This window comes from Sphingobium phenoxybenzoativorans, from assembly GCF_001757355.1.
Lineage (GTDB): Bacteria > Pseudomonadota > Alphaproteobacteria > Sphingomonadales > Sphingomonadaceae > Sphingobium > Sphingobium phenoxybenzoativorans.
Genome location: NZ_MINO01000051.1, coordinates 11304 through 28614, shown reverse-complemented (window position 1 = coordinate 28614; position 17311 = coordinate 11304). Strand labels below are relative to the sequence as shown.

Below are 17311 nucleotides of genomic sequence, written 5' to 3'. Positions count from 1 at the left end.
ACCGTGGGGGATGTGGCGTCACGGCCCAGCGCGGCGCTTGCGGCCCGCTTCGGGGCGGAGGCGGTGGATGCGCTCCATCGCCTGCTGGGGGAGGCCGCCCGGCCGCTTGACCCGCGCCATGTGCCCCCGGCCATCGCCCTGGAACGCCGCTTTCCCGAACCGGTCGCCCGCACGGCCTATGCCCTTGCGGTTCTGGAGGAGCTGGCGGGGGAAGCGGCCGGGCGGCTTGCCGAGCGGGGGCAGGGTGGGCACCGTTTTGCCGCCACTTTCTTCCGCAGCGACGGCATGGCCTTTCCCCTGCGGGTCGAGACCAGCCTGCCGGTGCGCGATCCCAAGGCGGTGATGCGCCTGTTCCGGGAGAGGATCGACAGCCTGTCCGACCCCATCGATCCTGGTTTCGGGTTCGATCTGGTGCGGCTGGCCGTCCCTGCCGCAGAACCGCTTGGCCCGACGCAGCTTGCGTTGGAGGGGGGCGAGGAACGCAGCAGGGAAGGGGGCGAGGGGACGGTTTCCGGTCTGGTGGATGCGCTCAGCACCAGGGCGGGCCGCCACCGCATCCTGCGCCTTGCCCCCTGCGACACGCATATCCCGGAACAGGCGCAGCTCGCGCTCCCGGCGGTGGAGGCGCGCGCGCCAGCCGCATGGGATGCGCCGGAAGCGGGCGAACCGCCCCTTCGCCCCGTCCATCTTTTCGACCCGCCCCAACGGATCGATGTGATGGCGGGCATACCGGAGGGACCACCGGTGCAATTCCGGTGGCGGCGTAGCCTGCATCAGGTCGCCCGCTATGAGGGGCCGGAGAGGGTCGCGCCTGAATGGTGGCGCGACACCACGCCACGGGAGGCGGAAGCACGCCGCACCCGCGACTATTTCCGGGTGGAGGATGCGCGCGGCCGCCGCTTCTGGATTTTCCGCAACGGTCTATACGGCGATGCGACGCCCCAGCCTCTCTGGTATTTGCATGGCCTATTTGCATGAAGGGACGGCGATCACCTGATCCGGCGCTGCCAAAATCAACCGACAGGCGCGCGCAGGAAATGTTGGAACGGCAACGCGCGCAGAAAAAGGGCGAATTGCCCGATCACCCGTTGCCACCGTCCGAAGCGCCGCCTTTCGCTGAGTTGGTGGCGGCGACCAGTTACAGCTTCCTACGGGGCGCTTCGCGTCCATCGGACATGGTGCATCGCGCAATGGAGCTTGGCCTTACTGCCCTCGGTATTGCCGATCGCAACAGCGTGGCGGGCGTGGTGCGGGCATGGACCGCCCTAAAGGAAGCGGGGGAAAAGGCGGAGGCCGCGTTCCTGGCTGACAAGCAGGCAATTAATGGCCCCGACGCCGAACTGACAGATGCCGAGAAGGCTGCCTGCATCCCTGCCCTTCGTCTCCTGACGGGGGCGCGGCTGGTATTTTCCGATGGCGCGCCGGACATCATCGCCTATCCCATGACGCGCCTTGGCTGGGGCCGGCTGACCCGTTTGCTGACCGCGGGCAATATGCGGGCGGTGAAGGGAGACTGCATCCTGCGCTTTGCCGATCTTCTCGATTATCTTGATGACCTGTTGTTGATCGTGATGCCGGTCTCCACGCTGATGGAACCGGAGGACGCGCATGGGAGCGCTCCGGATTATCAGTTCGAAGATGAGCCACAGGCGCGAGAGACAATCAGCCATATCCGCCTGGTCGAAGATCCTGCGCCTGCGACATTATATGATGCCCTGTCGCGCCTTTCGGCCCGCGCGCCCGGCCGTGTCTGGCTTGGCGTGAGCAACGGCTATGGAGGCCGCGATTCACGGCGCCTGGAAACCCTGCGTACTCTTGCGCGGAAAGCCGGGACGCCATTGATAGCAACCAATGATGCGCTTTACGCCACTTCGGACGACCGGCCACTGCATGATATACTGAGCTGCATCCGTCTCGGCAGCACCATCGCCGATGCCGGGCGCAGGCTGGAAGCCAATGGCGAACGGCATCTGAAATCTCCAGCCGATATGGCGCATCTTTTTCGCGCTTGCCCGGAGGCTGTTGCGGAGACCGTTCGCTTCGCCCGGCGGATCAGCTTCGACTTGCAGCATCTCAGCTATGAATATCCGCATGAGCCGGTGCCTGATGGCTGGACGCCCGACGACTGGCTGGAGGATTTGGTCAGGCGCGCGGCGAAGCGGCGTTATGGCCGCACGCTGCCGCCAAAAGTTCGCGCCCTTATCGGCCAGGAACTCAAGCTCATCCGAAAGCAGAATTACGCCTATTATTTCCTGACCGTCCACGATCTCGTCACATTCGCGCGTTCCCGCAAACCGCCGATATTATGTCAAGGGCGGGGGTCGGCCGCCAACTCCATCGTCTGTTTCCTGCTGGGCGTCACCTCGGTCGATCCCCTGAAGCATGATTTGTTGTTTTCCCGCTTCGTGTCCGATGAACGGCGGGAGCCTCCCGACATCGACGTCGATTTCGAACATGAGCGGCGCGAGGAGGTGATGCAATATGTCTATCAGCGCTATGGCCGCCATCGTGCGGGCATCACGGCAACCGTCATTCACTACCGGTCTCGCAGCGCCGTAAGGCAGGTCGCCAAGGCGCTGGGTCTGAGCGAGGATATCCCGGCGCGCATGGCCAGCACGGTCTGGGGCAGTTGGTCCGGGGATATGGAGGACAAGCGGATCACGGAGGCCGGGTTCGACCTGAATAATCCTGAAATTGCCCGCCTGAAATCGCTCGTCGACAAGTTACTGGATGGGCCTTTCCCGCGACATCTCTCGCAACATGTGGGCGGCTTCGTGCTGACGCAGGATCGTCTCGATGAAACCGTGCCCATCCACAATGGCGCGATGAAGGATCGCAGCTTCATTGAATGGGACAAGGACGACATTGATGCGCTTGGCCTGATGAAGGTCGATGTGCTGGCGTTGGGAATGCTGACCTGCATACGCAAGGCCTATGACCTGATGCGCGCCAACGGTCTGGGCGACCATGATCTGACGGTGGATTTGAACTCCGAGGATGAAGCCGTTTACGACATGCTGTGCAAGGGCGACAGTATCGGTGTCTTTCAGGTGGAAAGCCGCGCGCAGATCAACATGCTGCCGCGCCTCAGGCCCAGAAAGCTCTATGATCTGACCGTCCAAGTCGCGATTGTCCGGCCGGGCCCGATCGAGGGCGATATGGTGCACCCCTATCTCCGCCGTCGCGCCGGGCTGGAAGAGCCTGAATTTCCTTCCCCGGCAGAACCGCATAATCAGAATGAACTGAGAGATTTGTTGAAGGACACCTATGGCGTTCCGCTGTTTCAGGAACAGGCGATGAAACTCGCCATCGTCGCGGCCGGTTTTACGCCATCGGAGGCGAACCAGCTTCGCCGCGCGATGGCGACATTTCGCAATCTGGGCGGGATAGACAAGTTTGAGGAGAAACTGGTCGGCGGCATGACGGCGCGCGGTTACGAAGCGGATTTCGCCAGGCGCTGCTTCAAACAGATTGAGGGCTTCGGCAGCTATGGCTTCCCCGAAAGCCACGCCCTGTCCTTCGCCCGCCTCGTCTATGTGTCGGCCTGGATCAAATGCCATCATCCGGCGGTGTTTGCCTGTGCGCTGCTCAATTCCCAGCCGATGGGCTTCTATGCCCCGGCGCAGCTTGTCCGGGATGCGCGGGAGCATGGGGTGGAGGTACGCGGGGCGGATGTGAATGCAAGCTGCTGGGACAATGATGTGGAATGGGTGGCGGAGGGCGGGCCGCTGGCGCTGCGCCTGGGTTTCCGGCAGATTGATGGCTTCCGGGAGGAATGGGCCAAATCCATTGCCCTTGCGCGCACCAATGGGAGGTTCGCCGGCATAGAGGATATCGCCCGCCGCGCGGGCCTACCCACGCGCGCGCTTCGGTTGCTGGCCGATGCCGATGCCTGCCGGTCGCTGGGTCATGACCGCCGCAATGCCCTGTGGGAAGTGCGGCGGACGCCCACCAGCCAGCTCCCCCTGTTCGCCGCCGCCGATGCGCGGGAACTGGGGGAGGAGCCGGACGCCGCGCTCCCCGCCATGCCGCTGTCGGAGCATGTGGCGACCGACTATCATATGACCCGCCTGTCGCTCAAAGGGCATCCGATGCAGTTTCTGCGCCCCCTGTTCCAGGGCGAGGGCGTGTTGAGTTGCGCGGAAACGTCGGCGGCGAAGAATGGCGCGCGGGTCCGGACTGCGGGGATCGTGCTGGTCCGGCAAAGGCCGGGGAAGGGCAACGCCATCTTCATCACGCTGGAGGATGAGACCGGCATCACCAACATCCTGCTATGGGCGCGCCTGTTCGAGATGCAGCGCCGCCCCGTCATGGCGTCGCGCCTAATGGTCGTGGAGGGGGAGGTACAGCGAAGCAAGGAAGGTGTCGTGCACCTGATGGCGTCGCGCGTCATCGACCGCACGCAGGAGCTTGATCGCCTGTCCGAAAATCACCGGGCGCAGCCGCCGCTGTGCCGCGCCGATGTCTTTGCCCATCCCCAGCAGCCGCGCACCGGCGTCCATCCGCGCGATGTGCGGATATTGCCCAAGTCGCGGGATTTTCACTGAGGATGGGGATAAACCCAAACCGTTCGTCCTGAGCTTGTCGAAGGACTGCACTTTTCTTCGAAGTGAAGGGCAGGGCTTCGACAGGCTCAGCCCGAACGGAGTATAAAAATCGTAGCTTTATGTAGCGTTCTCCTGGAACGGGCTGCTGTCCTACACCTCACTCCCGCTGATAGCATTACTCCGACGCATGCGCTGACTGGGAGTACCGGAAATGTTGAGTTTTGGGATACCATCTGCGGCGGGCCATGCCCCTTCAGCCGTCATCGATTTCCCTCACGCAAAGCCCCGCATCGGGCAAAGTTGCGGGATGCAATGGCAACCCGCAACTTCCGCAACTTCGTTGGATTTTCAGCGCCCGTTTACGCCCCCGCCTTCGGCTCCTTGGCCCAGGCGATGCCGCGGCGGAGCAACTCGTAAAAGACTGGCAGGTCCCATGCGCAGCGGTCGACCGTCGGCCACCAGTCCAAGAAGGGGTGCATGTCATAATGACCCCGGCAATGGCCGAGCGTGTTGTAGAGGACCGCGCCCTTATCCTGCTTCTTGATGTAGAGCACCGGGTGGCGGTCATGCGCCCATTCATGCTCGTCAAAGCCGGTCGCATCACCGCCAAATTCCGTATCGAGCAGGACGTGCAGGTCGCCATGCTTTTCCACCAGATAGAGTTCGTCCGTGGTCTCGAACGGCTCGATGCCCCTAGTGATCGGATGATCGGGGTCGGCGACGCTGACCGGATAGGGCGCGATCGGCGGGTGGGCGATGAACTGCGTGCCCAGCGTTTCCATGAACAAGGGCGCCCAGCGCGGGCTGCCGTAGAGGCCGTTTTCGAACAGGCGCAGGACCGAATTGGTGCCATGCAGCGCATACCAGCGCCCGCCGCCCTTCACCCATTCCCTGAGCGCCTCCTGCGCCTCAAGCGAGGGCACGACGTCGCAGGTATAGGTGATAAGGAAATCGGCCTTCGTAATCGCGTCTATATTCGCATAATCCTCGAACACGCGGGTCCGCACGCGCGGGTCTTCGGCCAGCAGCTTGAGCAGCTCAAGCCGCGCGAAATCAATGTCATGATACAGGCCGCCTGCGACGAGTACGCAGTCGATCCGTGCGGGCTTGTCGGTCATCGCGGCCTCCGGTCAAACTGGCGGTCAGAACTGGACGCGCTTGGTGAAGCCGCCATCGATGACAAGGTTGGCCCCCGTCATATAGCGGCAAACAGGCGAAGCCACGAAAACGATGGCCTTTGCGACTTCCTCGCCCGTGCCCATGCGGCCGAACGGGATCTGCTTCAGCATCCCGTCGTAAAATTCGGGCATGCCCTGCTTGATCTGGTCCCAGGCGCGCCCTTCCATCTCGATCGGGCCGGGGGTGATGCAATTGACGCGGATTCCCTCCGGCGCGAATTTCTGGGCAAGGGCGGCGGTGTAGTTGATCGTTGCCGCCTTCAGCGCATTGTAAGCGCCGGGGCCGATAAATTCCTCGACGGCGGCGGTGGAGGAGATGGTGACGATCGACCCGGCGTCGGATTTCTGCAGATATGGCAGGGCGGCCTGAACCCCGCGCATCAGCGGCAGCGTGTCGGTGTCGAACACGGTGCGCCAGCCTGCCTCGTCATCAACGCCGGTATTGGCGGAGGTGAAGGGGATGAAGATGTCGCAGCCGCCCAGTTCTTCTGCGGCGGCAGCAATCCAGGCGCTATGGGCTGCGGCGTCGGTGACGTCCACGGACGCGCCGGTCAGCTTGACGCCATAGCCGCCCAGAGCGGCGAGGGCGGCGTCCACGCTGCCCTGCGAACGCGAACAAAGCGCGATGTCGACGCCTTCCGCGGCGAGGGCGTGCGCGGTGGCAAGGCCTATGCCGTGGCTTGCACCGACCAAAATTGCCTTCTTGCCCTTGAGACCGAGATCCATAGCATCGTTCCTTCTGCCATCATGGCGGCGGGGTTGGTTCCCCGGCGCGGTTGTGGCGCACCTTAATGTGGGCGGCGGCGATCTGCACTGGCGTTTCCGTCAGTGTGTGGCGACCGGCGGGCACCCCATGAAATTCATAGGCGCAGACGGCATCGTCCTGGCCTATTGCAATGGGCCGAACATGATGGAGAGATGGGCCTGAAGATGGGCAAGCCGGTTCTTGCAGAAATGATCCGCAGCCATGCGGCCGAGCGGCCTGACGCAACCGCCCTGATCTTCGAGGGGAGGGAGAGCAGCTATGCGCAGTTCGACGTCCATGCCAGCCGCGTGGCCAATGCGCTGATCGGGGCGGGGGTGCGGCCGGGCGACCGGGTGGCGTTCCTGGGCAAGAACAGCGACCTCTATTTCGAATATTGGTTCGGCGCGGCGAAGGCCGGGGCGGTGCTGGTCCCGGTCAATTGGCGGCTGGCCCCGCCGGAGGTCGCCTATGTGTTGGGCGACAGCGCGCCGAAGATGGTGCTGGCTGATCCCATGTTCCTGGACCGGCTGGATGAAGCGAACGGATACCGGATAGTGGTGACGGAGCCTTCGGGGAACCTGCCCTTGTTCGCCGATTGGCGCGATGCCGCAGGTTCCGATGATCCGCGCCTGGATGCGGGCTATGACGAGCCGGTGCTTCAACTCTACACATCCGGCACGACCGGCAATCCCAAGGGGGCGATGCTGTCCAGCAAGAGCCTGCTCGCGTTGCGGCAGGAAACGCCGCCGGATGTCATGCCGGAATGGAACCGGTGGAGCGCCAGCGACGTCGCGCTGATCGCCATGCCAGTATTCCATATCAGCGGATCGGGATGGGGCATGTGGTCGCTGCAGCATGGCGGCAAGGGCGTCGTCGTACGCGAGTTCGACCCGCATCAGGTGCTCGACCTGCTGGTCAAATACCGGATCACCAAGATCATGATGGTGCCGACGGCGATGCGGATCGTGTGCGATCATCCCGATGCGGCGGGCACGGATTTCAGCTTCCTCAAATATATCTGTTACGGCGGATCGGCGATCCCGCTGGACCTGATGCGTCAGGCGATCGCCGTGTTCGGCTGCGGTTTCGCGCAGATGTACGGCATGACCGAGACGGCGGGCACGATCACCGGCCTGCCGCCGGAAGATCACGACCCGGAGGGCAATGATCGGATGCGCAGTGTCGGCGTGCCGCTGCCGGGTGTGGAGATGCGCATCGTTGGCGAGGATGGCGCGGAATTGCCGCGTGGCATGGTGGGCGAGATTGCAACCCGGTCGCCGTCCAATATGACCGGCTATCATGGCCGCCCGGAGGCGACGGCGGAAGCCATCGATGCCGATGGCTGGCTGCGCACGGGCGACGCGGGCTATATGGATGCGGACGGCTACATCTATCTGGCCGACCGCATCAAGGACATGATCATCACCGGCGGCGAGAATGTCTATCCGGCCGAGGTTGAAAATGCGCTCTACAGCCACCCGCAGGTCAGTGACGTCGCCGTGATTGGCGTGCCCGATCCCAAATGGGGGGAGGCGGTGAAGGCCATTGTCGTGCCGGTCGAGGGACAGGCGCCGGAACCTGCCGCGCTCATCGCCTGGGCGCGGGAGCGGATCGCCGCGTACAAGGCGCCCAAGACCGTCGATTTCCGGGAGGCGCTGCCGCGCAATCCCTCCGGCAAGATTCTCCGCCGCCTGCTCCGCGACGAATATCGCTGACCTGCGCTTTTCGGCAGGTCCATCGCCGCTCCGGCCGGTCTAGCCTGCATCCAAAGAAGCAATGCAAGGAGAGCAGCGCGCATGACCGCGAATTTCACCGGATCGCTGGAGGACCGCATGGCGATCCGCGAAGTGCTGGAAACCTATGCCGACGCAGTGAACCGCGTGGACGAGCAATTGTGGGCGTCGCTCTGGGTGGAGGACAGCCATTGGGACCTGTCGCACTATCCCGAACTCGGCATAGTCGAGGGCAAGGAGGCGGTGGTGAAGCTGTGGCGCGACGCCATGCCGCATTATCCCAAGCTCAGCTTCCTGATCGGCATCGGCATGATCCATGTGCATGGCGATACCGCGGATGCTCGCGCCTATATCTCCGAAATCTATGAAGAACCGGGCACGCTGAAGGATAAGCGCGCACGCGCCTGCTATAATGACAAGCTGGTCAAGCGCGATGGCCAATGGTTCCTGCAGAGCCGGTCCTTCACCATCATCCACCAGACCTGAGGGACGCAGAATGATTGTGATTACCGGCCAGATTTATACGGATCCCGAAACCCTGCCGAAACTCTATGCCCGGCTGAAGTCGCTCTGCGACCCCTCGCGGCAGGAGGATGGCTGCCTGTTCTACCATATGGGCATGGAGGATGAGGCGAAAGGCACCATCATGGCCATGGAGGGCTGGCGCGATCAGGCGTCGCTCGACGCGCATCTCGCCCTGCCGTCCATCAAGGCGTTGCTGGAGGATTTTGAGGGCAAGTTCAGCAACGACGTCCAGATTCACGAGGTCAGCGGATCACAGCGCATGCTCGTCTGACCCGTCATATACCGCCCCCGCTCTCCATAAACGGGGCGGCATGGCCCGGCGGCGCTCCCCTGCACCGCCGGGTCTTTTTTGCCCATTCTGCGTCCGAAAACCGTTCGGGCTGAGCGAAGTCGAAGCCTTCGTCTGAGCGGAGGCGAAGATGCCTCGCTGCGCTCGGTGGAAGGCTTCGACTTCGCTCAGCCCGGACGGATGAATACGCCTATTTCGCCGTCATGCCGCCGTCGATCACCATTTCCGAACCGGTCATGAAGCTGGCGGCCGGCGTGCAGAGATAGACGATGCCCGCCGCGATCTCCTCCGGCTTGCCGGTGCGGCCCATCGCATGTCCGGCCGACACGGTGGCGTGGGCGGTTTCCATGTCGGGGAACAGGCCGCCCTCGACATAGCGGCTGTAGATGGCGTCCATCATCGCCGTGTCGATGCCGCCCGGATGCATGCTGTTCACGCGTATCGGCAGGCCGAGCATTGCATATTCGACGCCTGCGCTCTTGGTGAATAGCTTCACCGCGCCCTTGCTCGCGCAATAGGCGCTCATGAATGCTGCGCCGCGCAGGCCGCCGACCGAGGACAGGTTGACGACAGAGGAGCCACCCTTGCGGTCCTTGCCACTCTTCGCCAGCAAAGCCTGCGCCGCCTGAGTGCCGAGGAACACGCCCTCGACATTGATCGCCATGCATTTGCGGAACGCCGCGAGCGTGGTGTCAGCGATGCTGTCAGTGATCGAGATGCCGGCATTGTTGACCAGGATGTCGAGCCGGCCATGCCGCGCTTCTATATGGGCGATCAGCGATGTCCACGAGGCTTCGTCAGTCACATCCAGCCGGTGATATTCTGCCGCACCAGCGACATCGGCGGTTTCGGCAAGGTCGGATGCGATGACGATGGACCCGGCCTCCTGCAGCGCGAGGCACGTCGCGCGGCCAATACCGCCGGTCGCGCCGGAAACGAGGGAGACGGTGCCGCTAAGGGTGAAGTCGGGCATGAGATGGACCTTTCTGATAAATATGATCACCCAACCGTTCATGCTGAGCGAAGTCGAAGCATCTGTCTGAGCGGAGGCGAAGACACCTCGCTTCGCTCGGGGGCGGGCTTCGACAGGCTCAGCCTGAACGGATAGGGAAATGGGTACGTCTATCGCGCCGTCCAGCCGCCATCGACGACAACCTCGCTGCCAGTCATATAACTCGCGTCATCGCTGGCGAGGAAAGCGACGACCTTGCCGATCTCCACTGGCTGGGCGAGGCGCTTGATGGGCGTGGTCTGGGCCATGGCGTCGATCAGCGCCTGGGGCGTGGTGCCTTCGCGCGCGGCCCATCTTTCCATGCCCTTGTGGAGCAGGGGCGTTTCCACAAAGCCGGGATGGACGCTGTTGACGCGAATGGGCACGCCCGCATCGGCAAATTCCAGCGCGTTTGATTTGGTGAACAGGCGCACCGCACCCTTTGACGCATTATAGGCCGACACTTCGCCCATGCCGACCAGACCCATGATCGAGCTGATATTGATGATGCTGGAGCCATAGGGCGTGCTTGCGCCCCCCTTCGCCAGCAGCGGCTGGAACGTCTTGGTGCCCAGGAAAACGGTGTCGACATTCAGCGTCATCAGCCGCCGCCAGTCGGCAAGGGTCAGATCCTGCACCTTGCCCGTCAGGTCCGCGCCGACATTGTTCACCAATATATCGAGATGACCATAGTCCTTTTCGATCATTTGCCGGGCGGCGATCCACTGATCTTCCTGCGTGGCGTCGAGTTTGACGTAGCTAGTGTTTTCGATAGCTTCGCAGGCGGCGGAGACTTCCGCGCTGCCATCATCATCCAGATCGGTGATGATAACGGTCGCGCCATCGGCGGCCAGACATTCCGAAATGGCGCGGCCAATTCCGCGTAAACCCCCGGAAACAAGCGCGATTCTTCCTTCAAGCCTTCTCTGGGTCATGTCCTCGCCCTTCCTTATGACGCGTGGCCGGCGGCCTTTGCGCTTCCGTCTTTTTTCATCCCCTGTTGGCATCAAGGCAACACCTGCACCTTTTCACAGGGTGAACGGTTCGGGCGGACATTGCATTGAGGCGCCGGTTCACTGCCGCATCGCGCCCCGATCAAGATCAAGAACAGGCGGGCGGCGTTTTTCTAGGGGAGGTACATTTCGATGACCACGACCACCAATGCCCGTATCATGCTGACCATCGCAGGCAGCGTCATTGCGCTGTCCGGCGCGCTCGCTGCTCCCGCCTTTGCTCAGGACGCCGCTCCGCAGGCGGCTGAAGCCGCGGAAGGCGGCCTGACCGATATCGTCGTCACCGCCCGTAAGCGCGTTGAGAGCGTCCAGGACGTTCCCGTCGCCGTGACCGCCATCTCCGCCGAGACCGTCACCCGTCAGGACCTGACCTCGATCGAAAAGATCGCCGCGCGCACGCCGAACCTGAATGTCGGCCGCGCCTCCAACGGTTCCGGCGCACAGCTCACCATGCGCGGCATCGGCTCCTCCTCGACCTCGATCGGCATCGAACAGTCGGTCGCCGTGGTCGTCGACGGCGTTTATTACGGCCAGGGCCGCATCATCAACGAGGGCTTTTTCGATCTCGCCCGCGTTGAAATCCTGAAAGGCCCGCAGGCGCTGTTCTTCGGCAAGAACGCCACCGCCGGCGTGATCTCGCTCACTACCGCCGATCCGACCGACACCGTCGAGTTCAAGGCGCGCGCGGGTTATGAAATCAAGTCCGAGCAGGCCCAGGCCGAGTTCATCGCTTCGGGTCCGCTCAGCGATACGCTGGGCATCCGCGTTGCTGTTCGCGGGTCGAAGATGTGGGGCGGCTATTACAAGAATGTCGCTGCGCCCTTCAACTATGCGACGCTTGACGTCGCGACCGGTACGGCAGGCAGCGTTGTCGCCAACCCGGCGCCCAAGGATGAGCCGGGCGAGAAGGAGCTGCTCGGCCGTGTAACGCTGAAATGGGAACCGACCGACCGCCTGACCGCGACCATCAAGGCGTCTGGCACCTACAACAAGACGAACAATAATAGCTGGAACTATGTCGCCTATAACTGTCCAAGCGGCGTCAGCCAGCTTAACGGTTATGCCTGCGCTCGCGATTTCGTGACGCACCAGAACAAGCTGCCTGCGGAGTTCGCGGCTCAGATCCCCTATGGCAAGGACGACGGCAGCCTCTACAATCGCTACAAGTCCTGGGCGACCACGGCGACGCTCGCCTATGAGCTGGACGATGTCACGCTGACCTCGGTCACCAACTATAACTGGAACAACAACCAGTGGGCTTGCGCCTGCGACTTCCAGTCCAGCCCGGCCGCCAACTGGGCGACCGAAAATTCGACCTATCACGCCTTCTCGTCGGAATTCCGCGCGCTGACGACGTTCGACGCGCCGGTAAACCTGATGGTTGGCGGCCTGTATCAAAAGACCAAGCGGACGTTTGACCAGTATATCGTTCTGGCGGGCCTGACCAATAGCGCTGCAGCGCCGGAGGACGAGTTCCTTGCGACCCGCAAGACCAGCTTCACCAATGGCGAGACGCTGGCGGCGTTCGGCCAGGTGACGTGGAAGGTCATTCCGACCGTCGAAATCGCCGGCGGCGTGCGCTACACGCATGAGACCAAGGACAGCTTCTTCACGCAGCCCTACAATAATCCGGGCCTGACCACGATCTTCCGTCCGCAGGATGACCCGGACGGCCTGGGCGTCGTGACCGCCGCGCAGACCTTCAACGACTGGTCGCCGGAAGCCACGATCACCTGGAAGCCGAGCCGCGACCTGCTGGTTTATGGCGCGTACAAGACCGCCTACAAGTCCGGCGGCTTTTCGAACGGCGGCATCAACTCCAAGCTGTCGTCCGTTCCGTTCGACGACCTCACCTTCGACCCGGAAAAGGCGCGCGGTTTCGAAGCGGGCATCAAATCGACGCTGATGGACAATCAGCTCCGTTTGAACCTGGGCGTCTACACCTATGGCTATAACAACCTGCAGATCGACTTCTTCAACTCGCCGATCTTCGCGTTCCAGACCCTTACGGCGGATGCGCGCACCAAGGGCGTCGAGTTGGAGGCGGAGTTCGCGCCGCGTTCGGTTCCGGGTCTGAACCTTCACGGGTCGATCAACTATAACAAGGCGAAATACACCAACTTCCCCGACGCGCCCTGCTATGCAGGCCAGAGCCAGGCGGAAGGGTGCAACGTGCTTGTTGGCGCCGCCTTCCGTCAGGACCTGAAGGGGCAACCGCTCTCGGTCGCGCCGAAATGGACGGGCACGGTCGGCGCAGCCTATGACACGGCGGTCGGCAATGGCCTGATGTTCGGCGTCAATGCTGACGTGCGGTACAGCTCCTCCTACCTCGCGTCGGGCTTCGGCAATCTGGACTCGCGCCAGGGCAGCTATGCGACGATCGACGCGGGCATCCGCCTCGGTTCCGAGGATGAGCGGTGGCAGTTGGCGGTGATCGGCAAGAACCTGACCAACAAATTCTATGTCACCGGCACGGTCGACGGTCCTTCGACCGGCGGCGCATCGGGCGGGCTGGTTGCGGCCCATGCCGACCAATTGGGCTTCGGCACGCTGCCCCGGACGGTGATGGTGCAGGTTTCGACCAAATTCTGATAGACCAGCGGGTGCCCCTTCAACCGGGCGCCCGTTTCTTTTCATGAGGAGACGCAGATGGACGCCGAACGCTATGCCGCGATCAAGGCCAGTGTGGAAAATCTCTACGCCCTGACTGGCTCGGGCCAATGGGATGCGGTGGAGGCGCAACTGACCGATGATTTCCGCATCGTCGAGGCGGACAGCCTGCCGTTCGGCGGCGTCTATGAGGGCAAGGACGCCCTGCAGCGCCTATATACCAAGGTGTTCAGCTTCTGGGAGGACCCGTCGCTGGACGTCAAGGACATGACCGTGTCGGAGAATAATGTCGTCGTGCTGCTCTCCGTCCACGCCACCTCGCGCTATAATGGCGAGCGGCTGGAAATGCCGCTGTGCGAGGTGATGCACCTGCGCGATGGCAAGTTCAGCGGCATTACCCCCTATTATTTCGATACGGTGGCGATTGCGCGGGCGACCGGGGCGCTGACCGAAGCCTGAATTGTCGCGCCATGCGCCGACGCATTCTTGCCGCCTGCGGCAAAATGCTTTGCGGGCGGCATGGTGACGGGCGTAAACATGATGCGTTGAGAGAGGATCGCGAGGCTATGGGCAAACTGACAGGCAAGGTCGCGCTGGTGACCGGCGGAACCTCCGGCATCGGCAGGGCCGCGGTCGAACGGCTCATCGCGGACGGCGCGAAGGTGATTTTCACGGGATCGAACGAGGCGGCGGCGGCCGAAGTGACGGCGGCGACGGGCGCGACATTCTTCAAGAGCCGGGTGCAGTCGACGGACGACTGGGTGCGGTTCGAGGCGATGGTGCGCTCCGATTTCGGCCGGCTGGACATCGCCTTCGCCAATGCAGGCATGGAGCGGGGCGACAGCAGCGTGGAGAAGATCGCCATAGAGGCGTGGGAAGAACTGATCGCCGTCAACCTGACCGGCGTCATGCTGACCGCGCAGACGGCGGTGCGGCTGATGCGCGACAATCCGGGCGGCCCGACGGGGTCGATCATCGTCAACTCATCGATGAACGCGCATAATGCGATGGGCAATTTCGTCGCCTATTCGACCACCAAGACGGCGGTTCTTGCGCTGACCAAATCGACCGCGATCCATTGCGCGACGGAGGGCATGCAGATCCGGTGCAACGCCATCCTGCCCGGCGTCGTCGAAACCGACATGATCCGCGGCATCATCAACAAGTCCCCCGACAGCGCCGCGGCGCGCGCCGCCTATGAGGGCATGTCGCCGCTCAAGCGCATGGGCAAGCTTGAGGAGATCGCCGCGCTGGTGGCGTTCCTGGCGTCCGACGAGGCGAGCTTCATCTCCGGCGCGGAATATGTGATCGACGGCGCGTCGACGGCGGGCATGCTGGGGGTTTGAGGCTATAGAGCAGGCCTTGCGCGTCTGCCTGGCAACGCGATCCGCCCTTAGCTTTATCCGTCATCCCGGCGAAGGCCGGGATCCCGCTTCTTCTTGTCTTTCAGTCAGGTGTGCCATGCAGAAAGCGGGACCCCGGCTCAAGGCCGGGGTGACGATTTAGGCAAAGTCTCGCTTATTCCCTCGACCTGCAGTCACTTCTTCCGCAACATATCCCCCTGACCTCGGATATATTGCCGCACCGCTGCCAGTTCCTCGCCGCTAAACTCCTCGAACCTCGGCATGCCGTTGGTGACGAGCATCCCGTCCTTCACCACTGAGGCGAACAGGGCTGGGTCGAGAGGCACGGCCGAAGCGCGCAAATCCGGGGCTTGCCCCGCCGCAATGACGTCGACGCCATGGCAGACGGCGCAGTGGCGGGCAAAGACCAGCATGCCCTTGTCCGCCAGCGCCTTGTCCGGCGCGTAAGCGGGGTCCGCCGCCGCAACGATCTTCACCGGATCGGATTTCGGGATCGTCGCGGTGCCGCCAATCGCGAAGGTGAGGATACGCCGGGCCTGTGTGCGATAGTCGATATTGACCGGGAGCAGCGCGCCGAAGGCCGCGCCGCTGGTGCCCATGCCGGTCAGCACGGTCACATATTGCTTGCCCTTATATGCATAGCTGATCGGCGGGGCAGTGACGGGGGCCTGCGCCGCGAACTGCCAGAGCGGCTTGCCATTGTCGGCGGCATAGGCGTTGAACGTGCCGTCTATCCGCCCCTGAAACACCAGATTGCCGCCGGTCGTCAGGATGCCGCCATTCCAGGGGCCGGGCGTCGATACGCTCCACACCTTGCGCTGGCGCACCGGGTCCCAGGCGAGGAGGGAGCTGGTACCATTCTCCGGCCCGGCGTCCTTCACCACGAAATTGGGGATCGCCGCGCCGTCGACGGCGTTGCCCGGCGCGCGGACCCAGTTTTTCTGGGTGATGCCGACATCATTATAGCTGGTCGCCATCTCGATCGCCGGGATGAACATCAGGCCGGCCTTCGGATTGAAGGCCATGGGCAGCCAGGTATGCGCGCCGACCGGGCCGGGCCACATGGTGAAGGTCTTGCCGTCCGGGTAGCGGGCGTCCGGATTCTCGATGGGGCGGCCGGTCTTGCGGTCGATGCCCTTCGCCCAGCTTACCTTCACGATCGGTTCGGCGCTGATCAGCTTTCCGTTGGTGCGGTCGATGACGTAGAAGAAGCCGTTCTTGGGCGCGGTCATCAGCACCTTGCGCGGCTTGCCGTCGATCCGGAGGTCGGCCAGCGCCATGTCCATCGAAGCGTTGTAATCCCAGCTTTCGCCCGGATTGACCTGATAGTGCCATTTATACGCGCCGCTATTGGCGTCGAGCGCCACCACTGAGGCCAGGAACAGATTGTCGCCCTTGCCCGAACTGCGCACCTTGTGGTTCCAGGGCGAGCCATTGCCGACACCCAGGATGATGGAGCCGGTGGTCGGGTCATAGGTCATGGCGTTCCACACGGTGCCGCCGCCGCCATAGGTCCACCATTTGCCCGCCCATGTCCGGGCGGCCATCTCCATCGCCTTGTTCTCGAAACCGTCCGCCGGATTGCCGGGCACGGTATGGAAGCGCCAGAGCTGCTTGCCGGTTGCGGCGTCATAGGTGGTTACATAGCCGCGCACCGCGCTGACATCGCCGCCGCCAAAGCCGATGATGACCTTGCCGTCGAAATAACGGGGCGGGCCGCTGATGAAGCTGGCATTGTCCAGCGGCAGGGTGCGGGCGGTCCATGCCGGCTTGCCGGTCGCAGCGTCGAGCGCGACAAGGCGGCCGTCATGGGTGCCGACAAAGATGCGGCCCTGGCCATAGGCGATGCCGCGAATGCCCCACCCCTGGCGCAGCTTACGCCCGGCCAGTTCCGCCGCCTTCGAATCATATTCCCATTTGAGCGCGCCGGTGACGGCATCGATGGCGCGGACAACGCTATAGCCGGTGGCGGCGTATAGCACGCCATCGATGGCGAGCGGGGCGGACACGGAATTTTGCGGCGGCAGGTCCATCGACCATTGCAGGCCGAGTTTCGCCACGGTGCCGTCATTAATCTCGTCTAGCGGGCTGTAATGCTGTTCGCCTGCAGTGCGGCCAAAACCGGTCCAGTTATTGGGATCGTCCGATGCGCCCACATCGTCCAGCACAGCCTGGGCGGCGGGAGAGGAGGGCTGGCCGCAGGAAGCAAGGGCCGCGGAAACCCCGGCCGCGCACAGCAGCCATCGCCATTTCGCCTGCATCCGCATGCCGCAATCCCCTCATCCTTATCGGCCGGGTCTAGCCGGATGCGGGTCT

The 17311-nt window shown here is 63.2% G+C and carries 13 protein-coding genes; 8 read left to right on the top strand and 5 right to left on the bottom strand.

The window, feature by feature from the left end; translation table 11 throughout:
- On the top strand, positions 1-978 hold a 978-nt coding region (locus BHQ40_RS18325), incomplete at its 5' end, for a DinB/UmuC family translesion DNA polymerase (protein ID WP_139139352.1).
- Positions 975-4547 carry an error-prone DNA polymerase gene (locus BHQ40_RS18320; RefSeq protein WP_070157225.1) on the top strand — a complete coding sequence of 1191 codons (3573 nt, stop codon included), beginning with the start codon at positions 975-977 and terminating at the stop codon, positions 4545-4547. The genes BHQ40_RS18325 and BHQ40_RS18320, both read left to right, overlap by 4 nt.
- A gap of 359 nt (positions 4548-4906) precedes the next feature.
- On the opposite strand, the gene BHQ40_RS18315 is transcribed toward BHQ40_RS18320, so the two are convergent.
- Positions 4907-5665 carry a ThuA domain-containing protein gene (locus BHQ40_RS18315; protein WP_070157223.1) on the bottom strand — a complete coding sequence of 253 codons (759 nt, stop codon included), beginning with the start codon at positions 5663-5665 and terminating at the stop codon, positions 4907-4909.
- Between the two features lie 24 nt (positions 5666-5689).
- Positions 5690-6451, bottom strand: a complete 762-nt coding sequence (locus BHQ40_RS18310; RefSeq protein ID WP_070157221.1) for an SDR family NAD(P)-dependent oxidoreductase — start codon at positions 6449-6451, stop codon at positions 5690-5692.
- A gap of 192 nt (positions 6452-6643) precedes the next feature.
- Here BHQ40_RS18310 and BHQ40_RS18305 point away from each other — a divergent pair, with 192 nt between their 5' ends.
- The 3 genes from BHQ40_RS18305 (at position 6644) to BHQ40_RS18295 (ending at position 8999) form a co-directional block, all read left to right on the top strand.
- Positions 6644-8185: a fatty acid--CoA ligase gene (locus BHQ40_RS18305; protein WP_070157220.1), complete on the top strand. Its 1542-nt coding sequence runs from the start codon at positions 6644-6646 to the stop codon at positions 8183-8185.
- A gap of 81 nt (positions 8186-8266) precedes the next feature.
- Complete coding sequence (locus BHQ40_RS18300; RefSeq protein WP_070157219.1) at positions 8267-8689, top strand: nuclear transport factor 2 family protein; 423 nt, start codon at positions 8267-8269, stop codon at positions 8687-8689.
- Positions 8690-8699: 10 nt separating this feature from the next.
- Positions 8700-8999 carry a putative quinol monooxygenase gene (locus BHQ40_RS18295; protein ID WP_070157218.1) on the top strand — a complete coding sequence of 100 codons (300 nt, stop codon included), beginning with the start codon at positions 8700-8702 and terminating at the stop codon, positions 8997-8999.
- Between the two features lie 208 nt (positions 9000-9207).
- Here BHQ40_RS18295 and BHQ40_RS18290 read toward each other — a convergent pair whose 3' ends face one another.
- Positions 9208-9990 (bottom strand): SDR family NAD(P)-dependent oxidoreductase, encoded by a 783-nt coding sequence (locus BHQ40_RS18290; RefSeq protein ID WP_070157231.1) that lies wholly within the window; start codon positions 9988-9990, stop codon positions 9208-9210.
- Between the two features lie 149 nt (positions 9991-10139).
- A complete protein-coding gene (locus tag BHQ40_RS18285; protein WP_070157217.1) occupies positions 10140-10943 on the bottom strand; it encodes an SDR family NAD(P)-dependent oxidoreductase in 804 nt (267 codons plus the stop codon).
- 210 nt (positions 10944-11153) lie between these two features.
- On the opposite strand from BHQ40_RS18285, the gene BHQ40_RS18280 reads away from it, so the two are divergent.
- The 3 genes from BHQ40_RS18280 to BHQ40_RS18270 all read left to right on the top strand — a co-directional run bounded on the left by BHQ40_RS18280 (position 11154) and on the right by BHQ40_RS18270 (position 14977).
- A complete protein-coding gene (locus BHQ40_RS18280) occupies positions 11154-13613 on the top strand; it encodes a TonB-dependent receptor (RefSeq protein WP_253183407.1) in 2460 nt (819 codons plus the stop codon).
- A 57-nt stretch (positions 13614-13670) separates the two neighbouring features.
- Positions 13671-14090, top strand: coding sequence for a nuclear transport factor 2 family protein (locus tag BHQ40_RS18275; RefSeq protein WP_070157216.1), 420 nt, complete (start codon positions 13671-13673; stop codon positions 14088-14090).
- 107 nt (positions 14091-14197) lie between these two features.
- A complete protein-coding gene (locus BHQ40_RS18270) occupies positions 14198-14977 on the top strand; it encodes an SDR family NAD(P)-dependent oxidoreductase (protein ID WP_070157215.1) in 780 nt (259 codons plus the stop codon).
- A 191-nt stretch (positions 14978-15168) separates the two neighbouring features.
- On the opposite strand, the gene BHQ40_RS18265 is transcribed toward BHQ40_RS18270, so the two are convergent.
- The gene (locus BHQ40_RS18265; protein ID WP_253183406.1) at positions 15169-17262 is read right to left on the bottom strand and encodes a PQQ-dependent dehydrogenase, methanol/ethanol family; all 2094 of its coding nucleotides are present in this window, start codon (positions 17260-17262) and stop codon (positions 15169-15171) included.
- Positions 17263-17311 lie beyond the last annotated feature (49 nt).

What these genes read in the sequence shown, in the direction of transcription:
- BHQ40_RS18320 (WP_070157225.1), top strand. Translation starts at nt 975, where the DNA reads ATGAAGGGACGGCGATCACCTGATCCGGCGCTGCCAAAATCAACCGAC.
- BHQ40_RS18315 (WP_070157223.1), bottom strand. Translation starts at nt 5,665, where the DNA reads ATGACCGACAAGCCCGCACGGATCGACTGCGTACTCGTCGCAGGCGGC.
- BHQ40_RS18310 (WP_070157221.1), bottom strand. Translation starts at nt 6,451, where the DNA reads ATGGATCTCGGTCTCAAGGGCAAGAAGGCAATTTTGGTCGGTGCAAGC.
- BHQ40_RS18305 (WP_070157220.1), top strand. Translation starts at nt 6,644, where the DNA reads ATGGGCCTGAAGATGGGCAAGCCGGTTCTTGCAGAAATGATCCGCAGC.
- BHQ40_RS18300 (WP_070157219.1), top strand. Translation starts at nt 8,267, where the DNA reads ATGACCGCGAATTTCACCGGATCGCTGGAGGACCGCATGGCGATCCGC.
- BHQ40_RS18295 (WP_070157218.1), top strand. Translation starts at nt 8,700, where the DNA reads ATGATTGTGATTACCGGCCAGATTTATACGGATCCCGAAACCCTGCCG.
- BHQ40_RS18290 (WP_070157231.1), bottom strand. Translation starts at nt 9,990, where the DNA reads ATGCCCGACTTCACCCTTAGCGGCACCGTCTCCCTCGTTTCCGGCGCG.
- BHQ40_RS18285 (WP_070157217.1), bottom strand. Translation starts at nt 10,943, where the DNA reads ATGACCCAGAGAAGGCTTGAAGGAAGAATCGCGCTTGTTTCCGGGGGT.
- BHQ40_RS18280 (WP_253183407.1), top strand. Translation starts at nt 11,154, where the DNA reads ATGACCACGACCACCAATGCCCGTATCATGCTGACCATCGCAGGCAGC.
- BHQ40_RS18275 (WP_070157216.1), top strand. Translation starts at nt 13,671, where the DNA reads ATGGACGCCGAACGCTATGCCGCGATCAAGGCCAGTGTGGAAAATCTC.
- BHQ40_RS18270 (WP_070157215.1), top strand. Translation starts at nt 14,198, where the DNA reads ATGGGCAAACTGACAGGCAAGGTCGCGCTGGTGACCGGCGGAACCTCC.
- BHQ40_RS18265 (WP_253183406.1), bottom strand. Translation starts at nt 17,262, where the DNA reads ATGCGGATGCAGGCGAAATGGCGATGGCTGCTGTGCGCGGCCGGGGTT.